This window comes from Aliterella sp. E5.1 (genome assembly GCF_057473825.1).
Window position 1 is genome coordinate 18510 of record NZ_JBYCCV010000010.1, and the last position, 22672, is coordinate 41181.

General features: G+C 44.1%; 22 protein-coding genes. 9 read left to right on the forward strand and 13 right to left on the reverse strand.

Annotated elements, in window-relative coordinates:
* The first annotated feature begins 14 nt into the window (after window positions 1-14).
* Together AC2VE5_RS05910 and AC2VE5_RS05915 are read left to right on the forward strand one after the other, a co-directional pair.
* Complete coding sequence (locus tag AC2VE5_RS05910) at window positions 15-638, forward strand: ExbD/TolR family protein (protein ID WP_486886852.1); 624 nt, start codon at window positions 15-17, stop codon at window positions 636-638.
* A 91-nt stretch (window positions 639-729) separates the two neighbouring features.
* Window positions 730-1098, forward strand: a complete 369-nt coding sequence (locus tag AC2VE5_RS05915; RefSeq protein WP_486886853.1) for a phage holin family protein — start codon at window positions 730-732, stop codon at window positions 1096-1098.
* A 136-nt stretch (window positions 1099-1234) separates the two neighbouring features.
* Here the strand turns inward: AC2VE5_RS05915 and AC2VE5_RS05920 are convergent, their stop codons facing one another.
* The 4 genes from AC2VE5_RS05920 to petC all read right to left on the reverse strand — a co-directional run bounded on the left by AC2VE5_RS05920 (window position 1235) and on the right by petC (window position 6373).
* Window positions 1235-3040 (reverse strand): aspartate kinase, encoded by a 1806-nt coding sequence (locus tag AC2VE5_RS05920; RefSeq protein ID WP_486886854.1) that lies wholly within the window; start codon window positions 3038-3040, stop codon window positions 1235-1237.
* Between the two features lie 107 nt (window positions 3041-3147).
* Window positions 3148-4650, reverse strand: coding sequence for a phenylacetate--CoA ligase family protein (locus tag AC2VE5_RS05925; protein WP_486886855.1), 1503 nt, complete (start codon window positions 4648-4650; stop codon window positions 3148-3150).
* Between the two features lie 111 nt (window positions 4651-4761).
* A complete protein-coding gene (gene petA, locus AC2VE5_RS05930) occupies window positions 4762-5748 on the reverse strand; it encodes a cytochrome f (RefSeq protein WP_486886856.1) in 987 nt (328 codons plus the stop codon).
* Window positions 5749-5833: 85 nt separating this feature from the next.
* A complete protein-coding gene (petC, locus tag AC2VE5_RS05935) occupies window positions 5834-6373 on the reverse strand; it encodes a cytochrome b6-f complex iron-sulfur subunit (protein ID WP_486886857.1) in 540 nt (179 codons plus the stop codon).
* Window positions 6374-6595: 222 nt separating this feature from the next.
* On the opposite strand from petC, the gene AC2VE5_RS05940 reads away from it, so the two are divergent.
* Window positions 6596-6904: a DUF3067 family protein gene (locus tag AC2VE5_RS05940; protein ID WP_486886858.1), complete on the forward strand. Its 309-nt coding sequence runs from the start codon at window positions 6596-6598 to the stop codon at window positions 6902-6904.
* Here AC2VE5_RS05940 and AC2VE5_RS05945 read toward each other — a convergent pair.
* The 4 genes from AC2VE5_RS05945 to AC2VE5_RS05960 form a co-directional block, all read right to left on the reverse strand.
* Window positions 6901-7236, reverse strand: coding sequence for a tRNA-binding protein (locus tag AC2VE5_RS05945; RefSeq protein ID WP_486886859.1), 336 nt, complete (start codon window positions 7234-7236; stop codon window positions 6901-6903). The genes AC2VE5_RS05940 and AC2VE5_RS05945 overlap by 4 nt on opposite strands.
* Entirely contained in the window at window positions 7233-8015 is a 783-nt protein-coding gene (gene tatC / locus AC2VE5_RS05950; protein ID WP_486886860.1) for a twin-arginine translocase subunit TatC, read from the reverse strand. The genes AC2VE5_RS05945 and tatC overlap by 4 nt, the downstream gene beginning before the upstream one ends.
* 73 nt (window positions 8016-8088) lie before the next feature.
* Window positions 8089-10233, reverse strand: a complete 2145-nt coding sequence (locus AC2VE5_RS05955; RefSeq protein ID WP_486886861.1) for a lytic transglycosylase domain-containing protein — start codon at window positions 10231-10233, stop codon at window positions 8089-8091.
* A gap of 77 nt (window positions 10234-10310) precedes the next feature.
* Window positions 10311-10688 carry a metal-sensing transcriptional repressor gene (locus AC2VE5_RS05960; protein ID WP_486886918.1) on the reverse strand — a complete coding sequence of 126 codons (378 nt, stop codon included), beginning with the start codon at window positions 10686-10688 and terminating at the stop codon, window positions 10311-10313.
* A gap of 165 nt (window positions 10689-10853) precedes the next feature.
* Here AC2VE5_RS05960 and AC2VE5_RS05965 point away from each other — a divergent pair, with 165 nt between their 5' ends.
* A complete protein-coding gene (locus tag AC2VE5_RS05965) occupies window positions 10854-11543 on the forward strand; it encodes an ATP-dependent Zn protease (protein WP_486886862.1) in 690 nt (229 codons plus the stop codon).
* On the opposite strand, the gene AC2VE5_RS05970 is transcribed toward AC2VE5_RS05965, so the two are convergent.
* Window positions 11530-13578 (reverse strand): chromosome segregation ATPase, encoded by a 2049-nt coding sequence (locus AC2VE5_RS05970; protein ID WP_486886863.1) that lies wholly within the window; start codon window positions 13576-13578, stop codon window positions 11530-11532. The two genes, AC2VE5_RS05965 and AC2VE5_RS05970, sit on opposite strands and share 14 nt — an antisense overlap.
* A 197-nt stretch (window positions 13579-13775) precedes the next feature.
* Entirely contained in the window at window positions 13776-14678 is a 903-nt protein-coding gene (gene hslO / locus AC2VE5_RS05975; protein ID WP_486886864.1) for an Hsp33 family molecular chaperone HslO, read from the reverse strand.
* Between the two features lie 128 nt (window positions 14679-14806).
* Here hslO and AC2VE5_RS05980 point away from each other — a divergent pair, with 128 nt between their 5' ends.
* On the forward strand, window positions 14807-15208 hold the full coding sequence (locus AC2VE5_RS05980; RefSeq protein WP_486886865.1) for a hypothetical protein: 402 nt from the start codon (window positions 14807-14809) through the stop codon (window positions 15206-15208).
* Between the two features lie 49 nt (window positions 15209-15257).
* Here the strand turns inward: AC2VE5_RS05980 and AC2VE5_RS05985 are convergent, their stop codons facing one another.
* The 3 genes from AC2VE5_RS05985 to hisD all read right to left on the reverse strand — a co-directional run bounded on the left by AC2VE5_RS05985 (window position 15258) and on the right by hisD (window position 17490).
* The gene (locus AC2VE5_RS05985; RefSeq protein ID WP_486886919.1) at window positions 15258-15632 is read right to left on the reverse strand and encodes a hypothetical protein; all 375 of its coding nucleotides are present in this window, start codon (window positions 15630-15632) and stop codon (window positions 15258-15260) included.
* A gap of 70 nt (window positions 15633-15702) precedes the next feature.
* The gene (locus AC2VE5_RS05990) at window positions 15703-16131 is read right to left on the reverse strand and encodes a universal stress protein (protein ID WP_486886866.1); all 429 of its coding nucleotides are present in this window, start codon (window positions 16129-16131) and stop codon (window positions 15703-15705) included.
* 33 nt (window positions 16132-16164) lie between these two features.
* Complete coding sequence (hisD, locus tag AC2VE5_RS05995; RefSeq protein ID WP_486886867.1) at window positions 16165-17490, reverse strand: histidinol dehydrogenase; 1326 nt, start codon at window positions 17488-17490, stop codon at window positions 16165-16167.
* 223 nt (window positions 17491-17713) lie between these two features.
* Here hisD and rpsT point away from each other — a divergent pair, with 223 nt between their 5' ends.
* The 4 genes from rpsT to rpoB all read left to right on the forward strand — a co-directional run bounded on the left by rpsT (window position 17714) and on the right by rpoB (window position 22660).
* Window positions 17714-18019, forward strand: a complete 306-nt coding sequence (gene rpsT / locus AC2VE5_RS06000) for a 30S ribosomal protein S20 (RefSeq protein ID WP_486886868.1) — start codon at window positions 17714-17716, stop codon at window positions 18017-18019.
* A gap of 67 nt (window positions 18020-18086) precedes the next feature.
* Window positions 18087-18872: a TatD family hydrolase gene (locus tag AC2VE5_RS06005; RefSeq protein WP_486886869.1), complete on the forward strand. Its 786-nt coding sequence runs from the start codon at window positions 18087-18089 to the stop codon at window positions 18870-18872.
* A 66-nt stretch (window positions 18873-18938) separates the two neighbouring features.
* Window positions 18939-19118: a hypothetical protein gene (locus tag AC2VE5_RS06010; RefSeq protein ID WP_486886870.1), complete on the forward strand. Its 180-nt coding sequence runs from the start codon at window positions 18939-18941 to the stop codon at window positions 19116-19118.
* A 209-nt stretch (window positions 19119-19327) separates the two neighbouring features.
* The gene (gene rpoB, locus AC2VE5_RS06015; protein WP_486886871.1) at window positions 19328-22660 is read left to right on the forward strand and encodes a DNA-directed RNA polymerase subunit beta; all 3333 of its coding nucleotides are present in this window, start codon (window positions 19328-19330) and stop codon (window positions 22658-22660) included.
* Window positions 22661-22672 lie beyond the last annotated feature (12 nt).

Below are 22672 nucleotides of genomic sequence, written 5' to 3' on the forward strand. Positions count from 1 at the left end.
CTTAAATAAACACCATGAAAATTAATTTGCATTCACCCATTGAAGAAGTCCAAATTCAAATTATTCCGTTGATTGATGTCATTTTTTGTATTTTGACGTTCTTTTTGTTAGCGGCTTTGCAATTTACTAGGCAGCAGGCAATTAATGTAGATTTGCCTAAAGCTAACACCAGCACCACCCCCCAGACTCAACAACGATTGATTGTAACTATCGATCCAGTGGGGCAAATTTATGTCGAACAGCAACCAATCAACTTAGATCAATTGCCAGGAACTTTACAAAGTTATTTTCAAGCCAACCCCAATGCTTTGATGGTGTTAAATGCTTCACGAACATCTAGTTATGACGATGTGGTGCAAGTATTAGATACTATGCGGCAAGTAGGAGGCGATCGCGTTGCCTTGGCTACTTTACCACCATCTTCTACTCAAACCCCTGGTACGGTTGCCCCCAATACCACTATTCCTGTAAATCCTGGGGCGATTCCTGTACCAACTACTAACCCGTTGCCAGGCACTGCACCCTTACCTACACCGCCGACTAGCCAACAAGGGGTGAGTCCGGGTAATAGTACAATTCCAGTTTTTCCTACTACACCCTCTACCCCGCAACCGAGGACAACTTCACCCCAAAGATGAGTTTAAGTTCTGCCAATTTACAGATGAATCTTCATAGCTCAAATTAGTTTACTGGTATTAAGAGTCTGCTTAAAACTAGGAGAATTGAGATATGCACTTCGATATTGTCAGCTTATTAATTGCTTGGCTAGTTAGTGCTTCTAGCTTGTTACTTGTGACTAAATTGCCTATAGGTGTAGAAATTGATAGCCCAGCCAGAGCTTACATCTCTGCCGCAGTTTTGGGAGTTGTAGCCGCCGTTGTAAATCCAATTTTGAAGGCAGTATTTTTTATTCCTAACCTGTTGACTTTTGGTTTGATTTCTGGGCTAGTTACGTTTATTGTTACTGCCGTAGCTTTAGCAGTGACGGCTGGCGCAGTAAGCGGTTTTCGTTTGCGTCAAGGTATTTGGAGTGCCTTAATTGGTGCTTTGGCGCTATCGGTTGTGAGTAACTTAATTTATGGTTTTGTTGCTGCTTAATATTACTAGCCTCCTTCCCGCATTGGGGAGGAGGAATAGAATAGCCCGCCTAGGGTTAAAACCCAAGGCTAATAGCTAAAGTCGGCTGAAGCCGACTGAAGAAAAAAATTTTAGACTTTTGCAAGAGGTCTAATGACTAAGCTGGTACTTGGATTTGGTCGTTACCTTCAAGCCCAAAAGCATTATGAATTGCTTGCAATGCCTTAACCCCTTCTTCTTGGGGAACAACGCAACTAATTTTGATTTCTGAAGTTGCGATCATTTGGATATTAATTTGCTGCTGGGCGAGGGCTTGAAACATTTTGGCAGCAATACCTGGTTGTCCGAGCATTCCCGCACCAACAATACTAACTTTAGCGATCGCGCTATCAACGATTATTTCTCCCCAACCAAAGTCTGGGGCAGCATTTTCTAGAGTCTTCTTTGCCAGTTCTGCATCTAGTTGCGCCACAGTACAGGCAATATTTCGCTTGGGTACGCCTTCAACTATGCGGCAGCGCTGAGACTGAATAATTGTATCGACACTAATATTATTTTCTGCTAATAAACCAAATAATCGGGCTGCCGTACCTGGGCGATCGGGGACTTGCCGAATCGCTAGTCTTGCTTGATTAAGGTCCAGAGCGACCCCCCGCACCGGAGGGAGGGCAGTATTAACGGTTTTATGGCTTATGTCTTGTTTCGTAACTTCAAAAGCTTTGCAAAGGGCATTTATGGCGCGATCGCCATCGGTGGCATCAATTACGCAACTAACTTTTACTTCAGAAGTAGAAATCATTTGAATATTGACCCCCGCATTCGATAAAGTAGCAAACATTTTCGCCGCTACCCCAGGGCGACCAATCATCCCAGCCCCAGCTATGCTTACTTTGGCGATTTGTTGTTGGATCATTACTTCCGCTTCTTGGGGTGCAGAATTGCTGTGAGAACGCAAAACCGGAGCGATCGCACTAGCTACAGCTTCTGCCCGTTTGAACATAGGAGTTGTTACTGTAAAAGCTATATCGTTAGTATTGCCTTCATGGATAGATTGAATAATTAAGTCTACATCCAAGTTTTGTTTGGCAATTTCACCAAATAGTCGCGCTGCTACTCCAGGGCGATCAGGTACGCGCAATAAAGCCACTCTAGCTTGATCGATGTCTAATTCCACCCCATCTACAGGACGAGCAATTTCTAAGTCTACAAGGCTTCTTTCACTGGGTATGGGGGAGACTACGCGCGTACCAGGTTCATCACTCCAGCTAGAACGAACTACCAGTTCTACTCCATAATTTCGGGCAATTTCTACAGCGCGAGGATGCAAGACTTTTGCACCCAAACTAGCTAGTTCTAGCATTTCATCGCAGGTAATTTCTGTCATCAACTGCGCTTGAGGTACTAAGCGCGGATCTGTGGTCAAAATTCCTGGTACATCAGTATAAATTTCGCAATAATCGGCTTTTAGAGCGGCAGCTAAGGCAACGGCAGAGGTGTCGCTCCCGCCGCGTCCTAAAGTTGTAATTTCTAGTTCTGAGGCGTTGCTGATGCCCTGAAAACCTGCAACTACAACAACTTTGCCCTCTTGGAGTTGGCGACTAATTCGTTCGGGCTTAATGTGCAAAATTCGAGCGCGGCTATGTTCCGCTTCGGTCATAATGCCTACTTGCGCGCCAGTTAGGGAAATTGCTGGTTGTCCTAATTCTTGCAGCGCCATCGACAGCAGAGCGATTGTTACTTGTTCTCCAGTGGAAAGTAACATATCCATTTCTCGGCGGCTAGGATTATTAGAGATTTCTTGAGCTAATTTCACCAGTCCATCAGTGGTTTTGCCCATAGCAGAAACTACTACAACTAACGAGTTTCCTGCATTGCAGCAAGCGATCGCTCTTTTTGCCACTGCCATAATGCGTTCTACCGAACCAACTGACGTACCACCGTATTTTTGAACTATTAGCGCCATAACTTTTACTGAACCTTGCTCAATTACAACGTTAAACCAAGCAGGGGTTAAGTGCTGATTGAATACTATTTAATTAAACTAGACCAAAAGTATATAACTATAAAGATTTATTTTTCTGTTTTGCGCGTATAACGGTGTTTAACGCCTAGCGGGAAATATTCTGGATCTGCTGTTAGTTTTAAAGTAATTTGCGGTATTTGGTAAGATTCGGGAACGTAGTTTGCAAATTCGCTATTGAGGCGTAGTAATTGAGCTTTGATGGCAAGAGCGATCGCATTTTCCTTTTCTGAACTTGCTTCTACTCCCGGCGCTAACTCCACAACTATTGATAAAAATCGGTTTTTGTCCGCATCTTCTAGCACTTGCAAAACAAACTTACCTGTCACCCATTCCTTAATTTCTCCTTGCTCTAATCCTACAGTGAGGTTTTCCGGGTAAATATTTGCGCCAAAATAGGAAACTGTGAAATTAGAGCGTCCGAAAACATAAACAAAGGGTAACTGGTGGCTTTTACCTTGCGATTCTACTGAAGGATTGAAATCCCATTTTGCTAAAAACGCCTGCATCGCTTCATAAGTAATAATTCCCCCTGTATCGGCGATGTGATATCGCAGCAAGGGAATGCCATTATCTCCAGAAAAAAGCAGCGTTCCGTCGATAGTTTCAAAAAAGCGATTAAGTGGATCGTACTGTACGAGCGTTGGTAAACGCGATTCGCCAAATAGTTCTAAGCCAGCGTCAAGATGATTGGCTAAAAAGCGGCGAATACAAATACTTAACGGCGTTTCATTGCCCAAAACACCCGCATCCGCCGTACCATACAGCGATGCGGAGTCATGACAGATATTTTTTCCTCCGACTCTTTCGCCTACTAAAGTGCGCCATTCTTCGCTAAAAACTTCCCCAGCCATGACCAATTTGATTGCATACTTTTGCCATTCCATACCTTGACGAATGCCATTATCGATCACATCTTTCAAAAATGGTGGGTAGCCAAGCAGTACAACTTGCTCGTACATATTGCCAAGTTCTTTGACAACGCGAAATATCTCTGCTTGGTTATTTCCAGGCGTGACAACGGTAAGGGGATAGCCTTTACTTGCCAAATAACGACAGCAATTTGTAGTGTACATTCCTCCTACCCAAGTCCCCAAAGTAAAACAGATTACCGCTAGAGTAGATTTTTTATCTGCCTCAAAACTATCCCTAAATATTTGCTCGAAACGGGTAGCAATTTGCAATTCATCAGTAATAAAACGCGACCAAAAAGTAGGTTTACCAGTAGAACCCGATGAAACTGCGATCGCATCGCACATAGATAATTGCCCATAGCGGCACAAATCAGTTAAAAAATTAAGTTGTAAATAATTTTCTTTATTTATTAGTGGTAATTTTTGGAAATCTGCGTAAGTTTGAATAGAAGCAGGATTAATATTATTTGCGGCTAGAAAAGCTTTGTAAGCTGGAACTGTCGCCGCTACTTCTTGAAACAACTCTAAAACGTTCGCTTGCGGCGATGTATGCAAATGTTGTTCTAACTTGGTTTCTAGAGGAATAGTCAAAAAATCTTGAAACGCTTTGAGCGATTTTTGGCGCTGTTCTAGTTTCATATATTGCTACTGATTCTCACTTTTTTACTTTAAGTGACTTGATAATTTTTTCATAAAAAAAGGACAAGCTTTATAGCATGTCCTCCAAAGATAATTATTGCCAGCTAGATATTAAAAGTTCATCTCTGCTGCTTGAACTTTCTCTACTTGCTTTTTCTTCAGAACCAACATGACCTGAGACAGCATGATGCCAGATATAAATACTATCAGCCATCTAATCCGCGTAGAACTTTGCAGCACTATTTCGCCATCTGCTTGACCAAATCCACCAACATTTGGGTTATTGGTTAAAGCATCGCCTATAGCTACGGTTTGCCCTTGAGTGGCAATCAACTCAGATCCGGCGGGAATTGTCTCTACGGTGTCGCTGCCATCGCCAGAAATTGTAACTTGATAGCCACCTTCTTCAACAGGGCTAATTTTACTAATAGTCCCCGCCGCCGAAGCGTTGTAAACAGTATTATTACTCTTTTCACCCGTAGGATAAACTTGTCCGCGTCCTCGATTTGCACCTAAGTGAACGGCGTATTTACCAAAGTGAACGCTTTTGTCGCTGGCTGGATTGGGAGACAGTACAGGGAAAACAATTTCTTGGTACTGTTCGCCGGGTAATGGTCCAACTAAAACAAAATTGTCTTGAGTTTCACTGTAAGGTTGGAAATAAAGATCCCCTACTTTTTCCTTCATTTCCTCTGGAATTCTTTCGGCGGGAGCAATCTTGAAACCTTCCGGTAACATTAATACTGCGCCAACTTGCAAGCCCCCTTTTGTGCCATCGCTGACTACCTGCTGGACGCTAGTATCGTAAGGAATTTTGACTACCGCTTCAAATACTGTATCGGGTAGAACTGATTGAGGGATTTCTACTTCTGACGGTTTTGCTGCCAAGTGACAGTTGGCGCAAACAATTCGTCCTGTAGGTTCGCGGGGAGTTTCAGGATAGGTTTGCTGCGCCCAAAATGGGTAGGCGGCGGCGGATTGAGGCATGGCGATGTCGCTAACTACCAAGAAGGCGACAGTTACCAAGGCTAGGATCGCCGTTTTGAAGATCGCCCATACTTTAAAAGGCGATTTTGCTGCAAATAAAGCTTTTTTCATCTGTAACAATTTCTGTGACAAGGACTCAATAAATGGAGTATGAGTTATTATTTGCAACTCATAATTCAAAACCCAAAATTTCTAGTTAAGCCCACCAAGGCTCTTCACCCGTACGGAAATCTGTCTCAGTCCACTGAGTCAAGGTGATTTTATCGTCTTGGGCTTTGGCGTGAGCTAAAGCTAATGACCGAGGTGCAGGTCCGCGTACTACTTTACCTGTATTGTCGTACTGGGAACCGTGACACGGACACATAAATTTATTTTCGTTGCCATTCCAAGGCACAACACAACCCAAGTGGGTACAAATGGCGTTGATGCCGTAATCTGCGATCGCATCTTTGCTTTCTGCCACAATATAAGTTGGGTCGCCTTTGAGTCCTTGGACTAAAGTGCGATCGCCAGCGCTACGATTTTCTAAAAATTTGCTAACGCTAAAATCATTACCTAGCGCGTCTTTTGCTGTTGTTCCACCGCTTGCGCCGCCGCTAGATGGCGGAATAAAAAACTTCACGACTGGATACAACGCCCCGGCTGCTGTCCCTGTAACTGTACCGAAAGCCAGCAAATTCATAAACTGACGACGACCCATATTTGGGACATCCATTGATTCTGACATCTGCGCCATACTGTTCTCTCTTGGATCTTTGTTAACTTTTTTGAGCTTAGGTCAAGAGTGCAATCGCGCACTTTGTTTGCGTCGGACTACCACTACTTACGAAAATATAAAAACTCCTCAAGCGTGCGAAGATTCTCATCGGTAGGAGGTATATTACATTTCTTTATATTGGTATCATACTTGAGTTACCTATTTCTATTTTGTAAAGAAATGTAAAAGTTGGCAAAAGCCATGACAGGACAAGACTTACACCAGCTATTGCTAAATAAATGGGGACGCTCTTACGATGTGCAGTTGCGGCGCACTCAAGGGAAGGTATTTTTACAGGTAATGTGGAAATATCTAGAGCAAGCTTCGTTTCCGTTGAGCGAAGCGGAGTACGATTTGCATATGGAGGCGATCGCTACTTACTTAAATGGGTTTGGGGGAACGTTACAGGTACAGAGGTATATTTTAGAAACAAAAGAACGTCCGCGCTTAGGTAAAGCAGTGAGCATTCCTTTGGATTTGGGCGATCGCGCTTCCGAATGGATACTTTAAGATATTCTTTTGCCTAAAGGTACATCGCGATCACTTTGAATTATAGCCACTGCATTATCATCTAAAACTACACCTAAAACCAGCACTTCCGATAGAAAGTCAGCAATTTGACGCGGTGGAAAATTTGTAACAGCCAAAATTTGTCGCTCTATCAATTCTTCTGGTAAATAGAGTTTAGTAATTTGAGCGCTAGATTTTTTGATTCCTAATTTTCCAAAATCAATCCATAGCTTGTAAGCTGGTTTTCGAGCTTTAGGAAAAGTTTCTACTTTAATAATTTTGCCTACTCTAATTTCTACCTTATCGAAATCATCGTAAGTAATTAAAGTCATTTGCCTAATAACTTAACCAAACCAATTCCACCGAAATAAAGCCCCAATACTGCACCCGCTAATAAGCTTTGAGTTAAGGGATCTGTAGAAGGGGTCAAAACTGCGCCTAAAACCACAGCAGCAACAATTACAAAGCGCCAACCAGCTAACATTTGGGTTGAAGATACAATACCCAAAAAGCCAAGTAGAACTTGAATAATAGGGATTTGGAAGGCAAGTCCGGTACTAAATAATAGTAATAATACAAATTCAAAATAGCGGTCAATCGACCACAATTGCTCAACAACACCCTCGCCATAATTGATAAAGAAATTGAGTGCGGCTGGAATTAAAAGTAGGTAAGCAAATATTAAACCCGCAGCAAAAAGAAAAGTAGAGCCGATAACCACAGGTCCAATTAAACGGCGTTCGCGACGAGTCAAACCAGGGAGAATAAATTGAATAATTTGATAAAGAATAAAAGGACTGGCTACAACCAAGCCACTATAGCCAGCTACTTTAATCGACACGAAAAAGAACTCTCCCGGAGCAAGTTGCAGAAACTTTACGCCTTGAGCGGGTACTTCTAGTAGCTGAACAATTGGCTTAACGGCTATAAAACAGCCAATTACACCTACTACCACAGCAATTAGCGCATAAAAAATGCGCGTTCTCAACTCCTCTAAATGGTCAAATAGTGACATCTCCGCTTCGTCAGGAAGTTGGTTGAGAAACTCATCTTGACTTGGGATGTCGAAATTTTGCTCGGTTAAGGTTTCAACTTCTAAAGGAGGTGTCATTATTCAAGCTATGCAGGGGTTTGTTGACTATTGTATCGAGGGCGGCAGCAGAAAAAAAGAGGCAATAGTTTATTTATGGCAGTGCGGCGGCTTTGGGGTGGCTAGTTGAATAGTCAGCTACTAACTGGGATATTTCTGGATTGTATAAACGTAGATAGTTCCAGTAGTTACCAAAAACTTGTCTGACGTAGCCCTGGGTTTCTTCGTAGGGTATGGCTTCCACAAATTCATCAGGATCGCTGATGCCAAACTTATCGCGCCATCGAGACACTGCGTTGGGACCTGCATTGTAACTTGCGATCGCGAATAAGGAATTATTATTATATTGCTGATGGGTGTAGTTCAAAAACCAAGTCCCTAGCAAAATATTATCTTTGGGCAAGTCGGTATTGTATTGCTCTAAATTAATTTTTTCCGCAATCCATTTACTTGTACCAGGCATTACTTGCATCAAACCTACCGCACCTGCAACGGAACGAATTTTTGGCTCAAACCGAGATTCTTGCCGAATTAAAGCAGTTACAAGCAAAGGGTTTAGTTGACGCTGACTTGACCAGTATTCTATCTCTTGAAGAAAAGGAAAGGGGTAACGCGCTTGCCAGTAAGTAAGTTGTTGGCTTAGGGCTTTATATTCTGTTTGTTCTGGGGGCGTTTCTCGGTCTTCTAAGGTGGCAATTTTGTTGATGCCGAGGAGATTGTCACCTTTGGCTAAACTCATTACGCCGTCGGTAAATTGCTCAGCTACAGTAGGCTGAGTTTTGTTTGTAAATTCTACTTGCCAAAATATTGAAGCATCCCGATCTTGTCCTAGCTGGTAGAGTTCTTTTAAGGTTGCCGATCCCGCAGGTAAAAGACCCCTTGCTGGTAGAACTACTTGAGGATTTATTTGTTTTACTGTCGTAAAGTTTCCTACGTCTAGACCCAGCTTTACTGCCGATCGCCAAGCATAATAAGAGTGGGGAAACTCGCTTAATACATACTCGTAAGCTGCAATAGATTCTTGTTTTTTCCCTAGCTTATCCGCCCATTTTCCTACCCAAAAGCCTGCTCTTGGAGCCAGTATACTTTTAGGATTGCGTGTGGGGAGAGTTTGCGCCCATTGCCATGCTTCTTGATAATTTTGCGCCTCAGCTTTTTCTAAGGCGACTTTCCAGCGATATTCTGCTGCCGCTTCTGAGTCGCCATACTTTTTTAGCATTACGTTACGCGCTTGGGTGGCAGCTTTTTTATCTTGCCGATCTAAAATAGCCGCTTTTGCAGCTAAGGCGGCTCCAGCTTGCGGGGGAAAACTACCAATTACGTTATCGTAGTAGGCGATCGCACTTGATTTTTGCGTACTCATCGCTGCTAGTTGAGTTAAGGCTAAACCGCTTTCTTTGGCAGTGGGGAAGTAAGCGATTAATTGGTTGTAAGTGGCAATAGCTTCGGTTTTTTTGTTGCTTACTTGTAGACTTCGCCCTTTACGGTAAAGATTGAGTGGCTTACGGGTTGCTTTGCTGTAGGCTAGGGCAGCTTTGCCATAATTTTTTCTAGTCCAGTAAGCTGTAGCGACTTGTTCCCAGTCGGTGGATGTTAGTTTTGCTCCCGATTGAACTAATTTATCGGCAACAGCAATATCTGGAGGAGTAGCATTTTTAACTATCACCAGCATTAAATCCGAGCGTTTGGGATTTTCTTTTAATAAATTTCGGGCAATTTCTACGCTGCGGGGATGAGTGGGGAACTTGGCGATCGCTTGTTCCCAATATTGTTTATCAGTTTTACCCAAGGTAAATAAAGCCTCCACCGCTACGGGGCTATTGGCGTGGCTTTTAAGTAGCTCTTGCCATTGGGTTGGGTTGCCATTAGCTTGAGCGCGTTTGAGGGCGATAGGGGCGGCAAGAACTGGATAAGATTGTTCTAAATTTTCTAAAAGTGGAAGGGCTTTTTTTCCTTGATTTTGGGCGATTAGGTCGCTTGCTAGGAGGTAACGAGCGCGCTCGCGCTCGACCGATGGCGGCAACTGGGCGATCGCGCTTAGTTGCAAAGCTCTTTCTTTGGCACTAAGCCCCACTAAGGGCAGGACTTGCGATTTTGGATTGGCTAGGATAGCTTGCGCTTGCTTTGTATTTGCTGGAGATGTATTGCTAGACTTTATTGCTAATACTGCGGCTCCGCCTAGGAAAATACACAGGGCGGTAGTTGTAGCTATCGAAATTAGATTTTGCCTCTGCACCATCGCTCCCACTTAAATAATTAGATGAATTTTCTGCAACTCTAGCATTATTAATTTGGGACTAACGGTCAAAGTTGGTTTTAGGGTAAAAATCGATCTAGAGCAGCTTTTAGCTCTTGAATTTCTACTTCAATATTCCCTGCTTGGGCGGCTCTACCAATACATTCAGTTAAATGTTCGTCTAAGATTAATCGCGCTACTCGATCTAACGCCCCTCGGACGGCGGCAATTTGTACCAGCACGTCGGGACAAGGGCGGCTTTCTTGCACCATTGTTTTAATCCCGCGAATATGTCCTTCTAAGCGCGAGAGCCGATTGATAATGCTGCGTAAGGATTCTTCACTGTGGACGTGGGGGTGAGGTGCTTGTTCGTTTTCGTGCGTATGGGTAGTTGGCAAGTCTTCGTATTGTTTAGAAATAGACAGTGAATTTTCCACTAATCCTTTAGATTGATTCATAGGTGATGGTGAGGCTAAGGCTAGGCGACAAATTAGATCGTAGCTTAGAGCAGCAATTGGCGCTCTTGGAGGCATTTAAACTTAATCGCTAAACCTAATTTTTTAGAGCGCACGTTTTATAGATGCGATGCCCTTAATAATAAAAATGTCGCCCCATACTTTTCTATGAGCCAAACTACCCTTAATTTAGTCGCTATTTCTATTTTTTTAGTTACGCTTTCAACTTTAGCTGGACCATTATTTAACTTGTCTCCTACCATTCCAGCGATCGCTACTTTTACGCTTTTGGGGCTTGCAACCCTTGATAGTTTTGGCTTGCAAGGCAAAGGCGCGGCCGTAGTTAGCGATTTATTTGCTTGGACTTCAGCTACAAACCGCGATCGCATTCTCCGCCATGAAGCGGGACACTTTTTAGTTGCTCATTTTCTAGATATTCCTGTTACTGGCTATACGCTTAGCGCTTGGGAAGCTTTAAAACAAAAACAGCCTGGTCTTGGGGGCGTAACTTTTGCCGATGAAGAATTAGCCTCCCAACTGCAACAAGGAGTTTTGAAAGCGCAGTTATTAGACCGCTACTGTACGCTTTGGATGGCAGGTATAGCCGCCGAAAACTTAGTTTATAACAATGCCCAGGGTGGGGCGGATGACTTAGATAAGCTGCGCAGGGTACTTGCACCAATCGGATTTTCTGCCGCCGCTCAAGAGCTAAAACAGCGCTTTAGTACGTTGCAAGCAAAAACCATTATTGAAGAGCATTGGACGACTTACGAAGCTTTAGTTACAGCAATGCAACAGCGCCTTTCTGTAGCTGAATGTCAAGCAGTAATTGCCAGCAACACTACTACTCTTGGTTAGCGGATTCAGGTTCGGGGGCGGGCGGATTCAAAAACCTCTCCCAACTGGTAATTTGGTCTTGAGCGCCCGCATAAGCCTCTGTACCCAGGGGAACTTGCTTAGCGATCGCAATTGCGCCAGGAATATCCGATTGACCTCGATCTTGAGCGATGCTTAGTATACGATTACTCCACTCGGCGATCGCTGAACTGGCATCGTAACGCAAGGGGCTGCTATTAGGAATCCGGTTGGCAATGCTAATTGCTTTTACTAGCGATTCTGGCGTTCCTCGCAAAGCCATCTGCCTTGCTTCTTGCCAATTTACCCGCGCATTAATTTGTCCTTCCCAGTCATTGATTTCCCTTTGCGCTTCGCGCGAGAGCGATCGCCCAGGTTTAATTTGCCTAGCTGTATTAATCGCTGAGGGTAAATTACCAATACTTGCTAGGCTGCGGGCTTCATCTAACAGGGGACGATCTTCAATTTGCTCAATTTGCTGCTGCCAAGAGCGAATTTTGCGCCGTGCTTGCGAGTATAAAGCTCGTCCCTTACCAATTTGACTTGCTTCATTGATCGCAGCTTGCAAAGAACCCGTATCCTCTGCCGATGCCAATTCTTCCGCCCGGATTAAATAAGGACGATCTTCAATAGTTTCTACCTTCGTACGCCAACGATTTACTTCATCTTTAGCTTCGATAGCACGAGGATTTTTATCGGGTATAACTTCAGCTTGAGCAATAGCGGCGGTTAAGTCGCCTACTGTTCCGCCTTGAGCTAGTTCTCTAGCTCTTTGTAGATGAGCTACATCTTCAATTTCTAGCTGCCAAAGCGCAATTAATTCTTGGGCTTTGTTGTACAAGGGGCGATCTTGAGCAATTTTTTGAGCGATCGCGATCGCACCCTCTAGTCCTGACACATTATTTAACCATGCACTACGCCAAGCTTCGGCAGTAGTAACAAAATCTCTTGCTGCTAGTTGCAAATTGGTACTTGCGGGAATTTGGTTAGCAATAGAAATTGCTTCATCCGCATCTTTTCTATCTAAGGCTGATTGAGCAAGATCGAGCATTTCTTGCCCTAATTTAGGAATTAATATTTGAGCATCTTTATAGCTGTAACTACTCGTACCGATTTCTTGGGCTAGTTTAATTGCTGCAAGTGCATTATCCAAACCACCCCGCTTGCCCAAGGCAACAGCTTTATCAAGATTATTTGCATCTTCTTTTGCCGTCTCAATTAGCCGATTTAGTTCTTCGTACTTAGTCGTTGCCCAATAATCGTTGCCAACATTTAATAAGCGTACCGCCGCCATAAACGCCTCATGCCAGTCTCTTTGTGGTAGCTGGGCTTCGGCTTGTTGATAATAAGTTTCAGCTTGCTTCCAAGTAGCTTCCCAACTAGCGATTTTTTCTTCTACGACTTGATAATTAGGGACATTTTTGGGAATCTTTCTAGCTATGACGAGCGCATCTTGGAGTTTACCTGCTTGAAAGGCGCGATCGCCCAAGTCTAAAATATCTGTTGTCCATAGCTGGATCGATTGGTTTATTTCTGCCCGTAATGGATGATTGTTAGGCAAAGCTTGGACTAAGGCAATTGCTGCTAATAAATCTTTTACTGTCTGCTTATTTGCTGCTACTTCTGCGCAGTGTATTCTTACTGTTGCCGTTGCCAAGGGCCAAAAAATTGCTGGGCAATTGGGAGCTGCGGGCAATTTCAGCAGCATAGAAATTGCGATTATTCCCACACCACTACTAATTAAACCTGCAACTCCCCACCAAAGAACCCAGTTTTTTAACCATTTTGGTAGTTTTTCTGGGGGAGGGTTGATACTTGGTGGTAGGGGTGACGGTGAGCGATTACTTTTACGATTGGGTGAGAGCGACTGTAATTTTAATGAAGGGGTTGGCGATGATAGCTCTCCTGGTTCTGAGCTACTATGACTTGGCAATGGAGAGTCAGGAGGAGAATTTGCATTATTGGGCAATCCTGGACGATCGCCCCAGTTTACAAATTTCCGTGTTGACCAATTTTCAGGAATTCCTGGCTCTCTCATTGTTTGTACCCAAAGTGTCTTACAGATCCAGCAGCCTTCAATAAATTAGCTTAGTTGACAGCTTTATTATTTAAAAACAGCTTTAAATCGATCTATTTGCTTCGATCTTGATTGCTAATCCTCGTTGTCATCGTACCCCTCCAGGGTTCAAAAAGCTATATTGTCTGCCAAAATCTCTTTAGTTAGTAGGGAGGCTTTTACCCTGAAGATTCTGTTTGCAAGTCAATAATTAGCTGGGCTAGTTCATCGCTACTAGCTTGATATACTTCTCCACAAAAGTGGCAAGTTGCCTCAGCACCGCTATCTTTTTCAATCATATCTTGTAGTTCGGCGGCTCCTAACATTTTTAATGCTCCAAGAACGCGATCGCCAGAGCAACCACAGTGAAAACGCACTAACTGAGTTTCTGGTAATATTTGTAAGTCCATATCTCCCAGTAGTTGCTCGAAGATTTCCGGTAAGTTCAAGCCTGCTTGCAGTAGCGGAGTAAAACCCGAAAGCGAAGCTACTCGCGATTCTAAAACTTGCACTAAAGCTTCATCTCTGGCGGCTTTTGGCAATACTTGAATTAATATCCCTCCTGAAGCTGTCACCCCATTTGCACCCACAAACACACCTACAACCAAAGCAGAGGGGGTTTGTTCGGAGGTAACTAGATAATGTGCCACATCTTCGCCAATTTCTCCAGAAACCAATTCAACCGTACTAGCGTAAGGGTATCCGTACCCTACATCGCGGACTACATACAAATACCCTTCTTTTCCTACTGCACCACCAACATCTAGTTTGCCTTTACTATTTGGTGGTAGTTCTACGTCAGGATTATCTACATAGCCGCGTACCGTTCCATCCAAACCTGCATCTACCAAAATGCCACCCAAAAGCCCGTTACCCTTAACTCTGATATTCACGCGCGAACCAGGGCGCTTCATGTTTGAAGCAAGCAACAGTCCGGCGGACATGGTACGACCTAACGCCGCCGTAGCTACGTAGGAGAGATTATGCCGCCCTCTAGCTTCTTCCGTCAGACGAGTTGTAATTACACCTACTGCTCTAATTCCACCATTGGCGGCGGTGGCACGAATTAATTGATCTGCCATGAAAATCCTTACAATTCTTTATATCTTTATTTTAGGATGGAGAGTAAGGCGGATGGGTTAGGGGCAGGAAAATTCAATTCTGCCATACTGGAAAGTAGAACTTAAGACACTCGCTACAATTTAAAGCCATGCTGGGTACATTTCAACAAAGCCAAATCCGCATAGAAGTTTCAGCTTCCTTTGATACCATCCGAGATAGCCTACTTTGCCCTAGGCAGTTGCAACAATGGCTGTGGTTTGAACGCTTCAACCCTGGAATGCCAGAACAATTACACCCAGGACTTACCTTTACGAACTGGACTGGGTTTGTCCCAATTCATCATCAAGTAGAAGTAGCTACGCCAGAGAGTCTGCGCCTCATACTCAGTCAAGGGATTGATGGCTTTCACGAGTGGTACTGGGGAGAAGGTTGGGTTCAGTCGCACCTGGAAGGCATATCTCTATTGCCATTAAGTGCAGGACAAACTTTGAGCTTGTTAAACCTACGTCAGTTTTTAACTCAAACAAGTCAGCCCAAGGCAACACCCTAGGCTAATAACTGAAGCTAACGGGCTTTTATCAATCAAGTAGATAAGTTTACTAAAATCTCACTCCTAATTGTCCGTTAATACCTCGAACCGTATTGTAGCCAACGCCAACAAAAATATTATCTGTTGCACCCACTTGAACGCCACCAGAAACTGCTACGCCTTTATCTGCGGAATACAATCCTAAGCCTACGTAAGGAGAAACTAGGGGTACGCTAATAAATTTCAGTACATCTACCCCTGTAGCGCCGTCTGCACCCGTCCCTAGCTCAACTCCCCAATTTATTGCTCTTGCTCCTAAAGCAAAAGTAGGATCGCTATCGTTGATCCCTACAGATACCCAAGGCTGGGGTATTAACTGACTTTTCGCTGGGCTTGGGGCAAGTAATGTTGTCAAACTTACGGCTATAACTAGGATTTTTTGCATCATGGTTAAATCGGCAGCTATTCAAAAATACAACTGTTAATAAAAATACGCGATCGCATTTTCATAACTATCACACTGAGGGCTTAACTACTAGCACTGAACAGGTGGCATCTTCTACAACTTGGCTGCTTACAGAACCTTGTAAAATTCGCTTTACCCCAGTCAATCCGCGACTGCCGATCGCAATTAAATCAGCATGATATATATTTGCTAACCGAATAATTTCTTCGGCTGGATCTCCCGTGACAATTTCTAGTTCGCTTTCAAAGGGCAAACAGGCTTGGTAAGCTTGCAACTGCTTTTCAATGTGGCGGTAAGGAATTGTCTCAGCTTCACTTTGAGGGCGATCGGCAGCTATTTCCAATTCAGAATCTGATGCAGGAATCGCATGGGCAAGAATAATTTTGGCAGAAGGTGACAATTGCAGTTGTTGGATTGTCTCAATTACCCGATCGGAAAGCTCGGAGCTGTCTAGAGCTACCACAATTATGTTTAACACTGCAATTGTCTCCTTCAAAGTTGATACTGAAAACTACTCTTGTCGTTTCCAGTCTTTAGGCTCATTATCCTCTACTCGCAGCTCTACAGATTGCGCGTGCGAAACCAATCCTTCTGCCTTTGCTAGGACATCAATAGCTCCCGCTACTTGCTGCAATGCCATTGGAGAATATTGAATAATACTAGAGTGCTTGAGGAAAGTTTCTACGCCCAAGGCGGAGGCGTAACGAGCAGCGCCAGAAGTAGGTAGAGTATGGTTAGGACCTGCTAGGTAGTCTCCTACGGCTTCAGGAGTGGAGTAGCCAAGAAAAATTGCCCCCGCATGACGAATATCTGGCATTAAGTCCCAAGGTTCTGCAACTTCAAGCTCTAAGTGTTCTGGGGCAAATTCGTTAGATAGCTGTACCGCTACGTCTAGAGAATCGACGATCGCAATTAGTCCATAATGAGCGATCGCTTTTTCCGTTAAAGTCCGGCGTGGGTGGTCTAATAGTTGCCTTTCCACGGCTGCTTGTACTTTCAGCGCTACCCTACTATCAGTGGTAAGTAAAATCGCCGCAGCCATCGGATCGTGTTCTGCTTGGGCTAGTAAGTCGGCAGCTAAGTGTTCGGGGTTAGCCCCAGTATCGGCAATAACTAGCACTTCTGAGGGTCCAGCCAAGGAGTCAATACCTACAGTTCCATAGACTAATTTTTTTGCCAAAGTGACGTAGATATTGCCGGGTCCGGTAATCACATTTACTTTGGGAATTGTCTCGGTTCCGTAAGCTAAAGCAGCGATCGCTTGCGCTCCACCTACGCGATAAATTTCTTCTACTCCCGCTTCCTGCGCGGCGACTAGCACGGCGGGGTTGATAGTTTTTCCCACCCCTGGAGGCGTGACTATTACTCTTCTAGGTACGCCAGCTACTTTTGCTGGAATTGCATTCATAAGTACCGTACTAGGGTAGGCGGCTCTACCTCCAGGCACGTACAACCCTGCTCGGTCTACGGGGGTATAACGTTTGCCCAACACAACATCTAGCTCCCCAAATTGTACCCACGACTTAGGGATGCGTTGGCGATGGAATGCTTCTATATTTTGACAAGCCAAACGAATCGCGCTCAATAACTCCTTTGATACTTGCTGATAAGCCGCGTCCAATTCGGAGCCACTAACACGCAAGTCTTCTACTTGGAGTTCTTGATTATCAAATTCTGCTGTATAGTGCAGTACGGCTTTGTCTCCCTGGCGCTTTACTGCCTGAAGTACTTCTCGGACTGTCGCTTCTTTGTGGTGCACCTGGTCGTCCTGGGTGCGATCGCAGATCCTTTGTAGTTCTGCTTGTACCTCGCCTTGCTGAGTAATAATTCGCAGCATGAAGTTCGCAATACAATCAATTTTGGAGTTAGTGCTAGTTATAGCGCGTACTGCTTCCTTGCCATTATTCGCCCCTTAAGGCGGGTCAAGTTCACCGATACTCGCTACTTATATAGCTTAACGCGGATTTTTCTTTTCCATCCATACCAATTATTGTAATATCAGTGTTATATTAGTACATCTAGTATTTTGTCTATATAACAGTAGTTTTTCTGAATTAATTGTGGCAAATATCAAATCTGCTATCAAGCGCATCCAAGTCGCGGAAAGAAATCGCTTGCGTAATAAAGCTTACAAGTCAGCCGTCAAAACCCTGATGAAAAAGTACCTCACCGCCGTAGATAGCTATGCGGTCAATCCTACTCCTGAAGCAAAGCAAGAAGTAGAAAAGCATATGTCGGCGGCATTTAGCAAAATCGATAAAGCCGTAAAGTGCAAGGTACTGCATCGAAATAATGGTGCGAGGAAAAAATCAATCCTTGCCAACAGTTTGAAAAGAAAAGAAGCTAGCATCAGCAGCGCTCCCTAAGAGGCTCTCTAGCATCAACTTTTAGCGTCAAATCGCTTAGCAGCAAGAACTACAGCTTAAAAAAATCATGCAGCTGATAGACTCTCATGTTCATCTAAACTTTGATGTGTTTGAGCCAGATATAAAAGTAGTGCGATCGCGTTGGCAAGAAAATGGTGTAGTAAAGCTCGTCCACTCTTGTGTAGAGCCTAGCGAATTTACCCGCATTCAAAAGCTAGCTAATACCTATCCTGAAATCAATTTTGCTGTGGGTTTGCATCCCCTAGATGCAGACAAATGGACGCAGAAAATGGCTGAGGAAATATTGGCGTTGGCTAGTTCTGATGCCAAAGTAGTAGCAATTGGCGAGACAGGCTTAGATTGTTATAGGGCAAACAATATAGTCCAGCAGCGCCTAGTTTTAGAATCCCAACTAGATATCGCTGCACAATTGAACTTGCCTGTAATTATCCACTGTCGGGATGCTGCGGCACAACTAAAACAAATTTTGCAATCTTGGCAAGCAAACAACTCTCATCAAATCCAAGGTGTAATGCACTGCTGGGGAGGAACGCCAGAAGAAACCAAATGGTTTTTAGACTTAGGGTTCTACATTAGTTTTAGCGGTACAGTGACTTTTAAAAATGCTCAGCAGATTCATCAAAGCGCTCAAATTGTCAACAAAGATCGCCTACTAATTGAAACAGATTGCCCTTTTTTGGCTCCAGTCCCCAAAAGAGGGCATAAACGCAATGAGCCAGCCTTTGTTCTGCACGTAGCCCAAGCTATTGCTCAATTGCGTGACGTAACGGTCGAAGAAATTGCTCAAACAACTACGGCGAATGCTTGTAAACTGTTTAATCTCTCAGTCTAATTCTAAAGCGACCAATGAAGGGGAAAAAAGTCATAATAGTTAAGGGTCAAGCAATTGTAGTCAATTTTGCTAGGAAAAATTCTACAAAGCCGCCAATCTAAACCCTTAAAGCTCTACAACCAAGGGATCTTAAGAGCAAACAAGTCGCAAGTGGAGAATTTTTGTTGTCCATACTATATTATCGGCAACTTGACTGCAAAAATGTCTAGCGATCGCGCTCAAACTTACGTGGATGATACTAGCTAAAACAATGCCGTAATAATTCACCCCTAGAATGACGATACTACAAATCCTGCACAATGATAAATAGCTAGAGTTGGCAATAAGTCATCTTTTGAATATGAAAAAATTTTTTGTTAGCAATCACTGCGTACCTGTTAAATAGCAAAGCGCAAGCAGTAGAAAAGGATTTCCGCCCGTTGAATACATACCAGCAGCAATAAGTATAAAAACGCATGACCACTGACAACTACATTGAACCTGCCTTTTTGCTACCCGACTTAATTGACATTCAGCGTTCTAGCTTCCGTTGGTTTTTAGAAGAAGGACTAATTGAAGAACTTAATAGCTTCTCACCAATTACTGACTATACGGGTAAATTAGAATTACATTTTTTAGGTCATAACTACAAACTCAAGCAGCCAAAGTACGACGTAGACGAAGCAAAACGGCGCGATAGCAGCTATGCGGTACAAATGTACGTACCCACCCGATTGATTAATAAAGAGAACGGGGAAATTAAAGAGCAAGAAGTATTTATTGGCGATTTGCCGCTCATGACCGATCGCGGCACATTTATTATTAACGGTGCAGAACGGGCAATCGTCAACCAAATCGTGCGTAGTCCTGGAGTGTACTACAAGTCCGAAGTTGATAAAAATGGTCGCCGTACTTATTCTGCTAGTTTAATACCTAACCGAGGAGCGTGGCTAAAATTTGAAACTGACCGCAATGGCTTAGTTTGGGTAAGAATTGATAAAACCCGCAAATTATCAGCCCAAGTGCTATTGAAAGCTCTCGGATTATCAGATAACGAGATTTTTGATTCTCTACGTCACCCAGAGTATTTTCAAAAAACGATTGAAAAAGAAGGGCAATTTAGCGAAGACGATGCCCTGATGGAGTTGTATCGCAAGTTGCGACCAGGGGAACCACCTACAGTATCTGGTGGTAATCAATTGTTAGAGTCTCGCTTTTTCGACCCCAAGCGTTACGACTTAGGGCGGGTAGGACGCTACAAAATTAATAAAAAGCTGCGGCTATCCATCCCCGATACCACTAGAGTCCTGACACCAATTGATATTTTGGCTGCCGTTGACTACCTAATCAACTTAGAGTTTGATATGGGTAGTATCGACGATATCGACCACTTGGGCAATCGGCGGGTGAGAAGTGTAGGCGAACTGTTGCAAAACCAAGTTAGAGTCGGCTTGAATCGATTAGAGCGGATCATTCGCGAACGCATGACTGTCTCCGATCCTGACACTTTAAGTCCCGCCTCCTTAGTCAATCCTAAGCCCTTGGTAGCAGCAATTAAAGAGTTTTTTGGTTCTAGCCAATTAAGTCAGTTCATGGATCAAACCAATCCCTTAGCTGAACTTACCCACAAGCGCCGCTTGTCAGCCCTTGGACCTGGCGGATTGACCCGCGAACGTGCAGGTTTTGCAGTTAGAGATATTCATCCCTCCCACTACGGGCGAATTTGTCCGGTGGAAACGCCAGAAGGACCAAACGCGGGGTTAATTGGCTCTTTAGCAACCCATGCTAAAGTCAATCAGTACGGCTTTTTAGAGACACCCTTTAGACCTGTAGAAAACGGCATCGTTCAGTTTGATAAGCCGCCTGTATATATGACGGCGGACGAAGAAGATGATTTGCGAGTAGCACCAGGCGACCTCCCCATTGATGAAAACGGTCAAATTTTGGGTAAAAAAGTCACTGTGCGTTATCGCCAGGAATTTGCCAGCACTACTCCCGATCAAGTGGACTACGTGGCGGTATCTCCCGTACAAATTGTCTCGGTCGCAACGAGTCTTATTCCCTTTTTGGAGCATGACGACGCTAACCGGGCGCTAATGGGGTCGAATATGCAACGGCAAGCCGTGCCATTACTTAAGCCAGAGCGTCCTTTAGTGGGTACAGGGCTAGAAGCACAAGCTGCGCGCGACTCTGGCATGGTGATAGTTAGCCGTACCGATGGCGAAGTCGCTTATGTAGATGCCACCAAAATTCGCATCCGAGTCAAGAGTAAAGAAATTACTAGAGACGCTCAAACAAATTTTGCACCTCAAGAAATTGAGTATCCAATATCTAAGTATCAGCGTTCTAACCAAGATACCTGTTTGAATCAGCGACCTTTAGTGCGATTTGGCGATCGCGTAGTTGCCGGACAGGTTCTTGCCGATGGATCTTCTACGGAAGGCGGAGAACTCGCGCTAGGGCAGAATATCACTGTAGCTTATATGCCTTGGGAAGGTTACAACTACGAAGATGCGATCTTAATTTGTGAAAAACTCGTCCAAGACGATACTTATACTTCAATCCACGTTGAAAAATACGAAATTGAAGCAAGACAAACCAAGCTAGGACCAGAGGAAATTACCAGAGAAATCCCCAACGTCGGTGAAGATGCTTTACGCCAACTCGACGAACAAGGAATTATTGGTATTGGTGCTTGGGTAGATTCGGGAGACATTCTAGTCGGCAAAGTCACTCCTAAAGGAGAATCGGATCAACCACCGGAAGAAAAACTACTAAGAGCAATCTTTGGTGAAAAAGCTAGGGATGTCCGCGATAACTCTTTGCGCGTACCTAACGGTGAAAAAGGGCGAGTAGTAGACGTGCGCGTGTTTACCCGCGAACAAGGCGACGAATTGCCACCGGGCGCTAACATGGTAGTCCGGGTGTATGTAGCGCAAAAGCGTAAAATTCAAGTCGGCGACAAAATGGCAGGACGGCACGGCAATAAAGGAATTATTTCTCGAATTTTGCCTGTAGAAGATATGCCTTATTTGCCTGATGGATCTCCCGTAGACATCGTTCTCAATCCTTTAGGCGTACCATCGCGGATGAACGTCGGACAGGTATTTGAATGCTTGCTCGGTTGGGCTGGAGAAAATCTCGGACTGCGGTTTAAGATTACTCCCTTTGATGAAATGTATGGAGAAGAATCATCAAGAACAATCGTGCATGGAAAATTGACGGAAGCGCGAGAAGAAACTGGGAAAGATTGGTTGTTTGACCCCGAAGCCCCAGGAAAAATTCAATTGTATGACGGGCGGACGGGAGAACCCTTCGATCGCCCAGTAACGGTGGGCATAGCTTATATGCTGAAGCTGGTGCATTTAGTTGATGACAAGATTCACGCTCGTTCTACAGGTCCTTACTCCTTAGTTACGCAGCAGCCTTTGGGTGGCAAAGCGCAACAAGGCGGTCAAAGATTTGGAGAAATGGAAGTGTGGGCGCTAGAAGCATTTGGTGCGGCTTACACCTTGCAAGAATTGCTGACAGTCAAGTCTGACGATATGCAGGGACGCAATGAAGCCTTAAATGCGATCGTTAAAGGGAAAGCAATTCCCCGTCCCGGTACGCCAGAGTCGTTTAAAGTGTTGATGCGAGAATTGCAATCCCTGGGCTTAGATATTGCTGTCCATAAAGTAGAACTTCAGTCTGATGGCAGTTCTTTAGATGTGGAAATTGATTTGATGGCAGATACTGGGGGTCGTCGGACTCCCAATCGTCCTACTTACGAATCTCTTAGTCGCGAAGCACTCGAAGAAGAAGTATAGCCAAAAGCTAGA

Coding starts and splice junctions, on each gene's coding strand:
- AC2VE5_RS05910 (WP_486886852.1), top strand. CDS start 15: ATGAAAATTAATTTGCATTCACCCATTGAAGAAGTCCAAATTCAAATT.
- AC2VE5_RS05915 (WP_486886853.1), top strand. CDS start 730: ATGCACTTCGATATTGTCAGCTTATTAATTGCTTGGCTAGTTAGTGCT.
- AC2VE5_RS05920 (WP_486886854.1), bottom strand. CDS start 3,040: ATGGCGCTAATAGTTCAAAAATACGGTGGTACGTCAGTTGGTTCGGTA.
- AC2VE5_RS05925 (WP_486886855.1), bottom strand. CDS start 4,650: ATGAAACTAGAACAGCGCCAAAAATCGCTCAAAGCGTTTCAAGATTTT.
- petA (WP_486886856.1), bottom strand. CDS start 5,748: ATGAAAAAAGCTTTATTTGCAGCAAAATCGCCTTTTAAAGTATGGGCG.
- petC (WP_486886857.1), bottom strand. CDS start 6,373: ATGGCGCAGATGTCAGAATCAATGGATGTCCCAAATATGGGTCGTCGT.
- AC2VE5_RS05940 (WP_486886858.1), top strand. CDS start 6,596: ATGACAGGACAAGACTTACACCAGCTATTGCTAAATAAATGGGGACGC.
- AC2VE5_RS05945 (WP_486886859.1), bottom strand. CDS start 7,236: ATGACTTTAATTACTTACGATGATTTCGATAAGGTAGAAATTAGAGTA.
- tatC (WP_486886860.1), bottom strand. CDS start 8,015: ATGACACCTCCTTTAGAAGTTGAAACCTTAACCGAGCAAAATTTCGAC.
- AC2VE5_RS05955 (WP_486886861.1), bottom strand. CDS start 10,233: ATGGTGCAGAGGCAAAATCTAATTTCGATAGCTACAACTACCGCCCTG.
- AC2VE5_RS05960 (WP_486886918.1), bottom strand. CDS start 10,688: ATGAATCAATCTAAAGGATTAGTGGAAAATTCACTGTCTATTTCTAAA.
- AC2VE5_RS05965 (WP_486886862.1), top strand. CDS start 10,854: ATGAGCCAAACTACCCTTAATTTAGTCGCTATTTCTATTTTTTTAGTT.
- AC2VE5_RS05970 (WP_486886863.1), bottom strand. CDS start 13,578: ATGAGAGAGCCAGGAATTCCTGAAAATTGGTCAACACGGAAATTTGTA.
- hslO (WP_486886864.1), bottom strand. CDS start 14,678: ATGGCAGATCAATTAATTCGTGCCACCGCCGCCAATGGTGGAATTAGA.
- AC2VE5_RS05980 (WP_486886865.1), top strand. CDS start 14,807: ATGCTGGGTACATTTCAACAAAGCCAAATCCGCATAGAAGTTTCAGCT.
- AC2VE5_RS05985 (WP_486886919.1), bottom strand. CDS start 15,632: ATGCAAAAAATCCTAGTTATAGCCGTAAGTTTGACAACATTACTTGCC.
- hisD (WP_486886867.1), bottom strand. CDS start 17,490: ATGCTGCGAATTATTACTCAGCAAGGCGAGGTACAAGCAGAACTACAA.
- AC2VE5_RS06005 (WP_486886869.1), top strand. CDS start 18,087: ATGCAGCTGATAGACTCTCATGTTCATCTAAACTTTGATGTGTTTGAG.
- rpoB (WP_486886871.1), top strand. CDS start 19,328: ATGACCACTGACAACTACATTGAACCTGCCTTTTTGCTACCCGACTTA.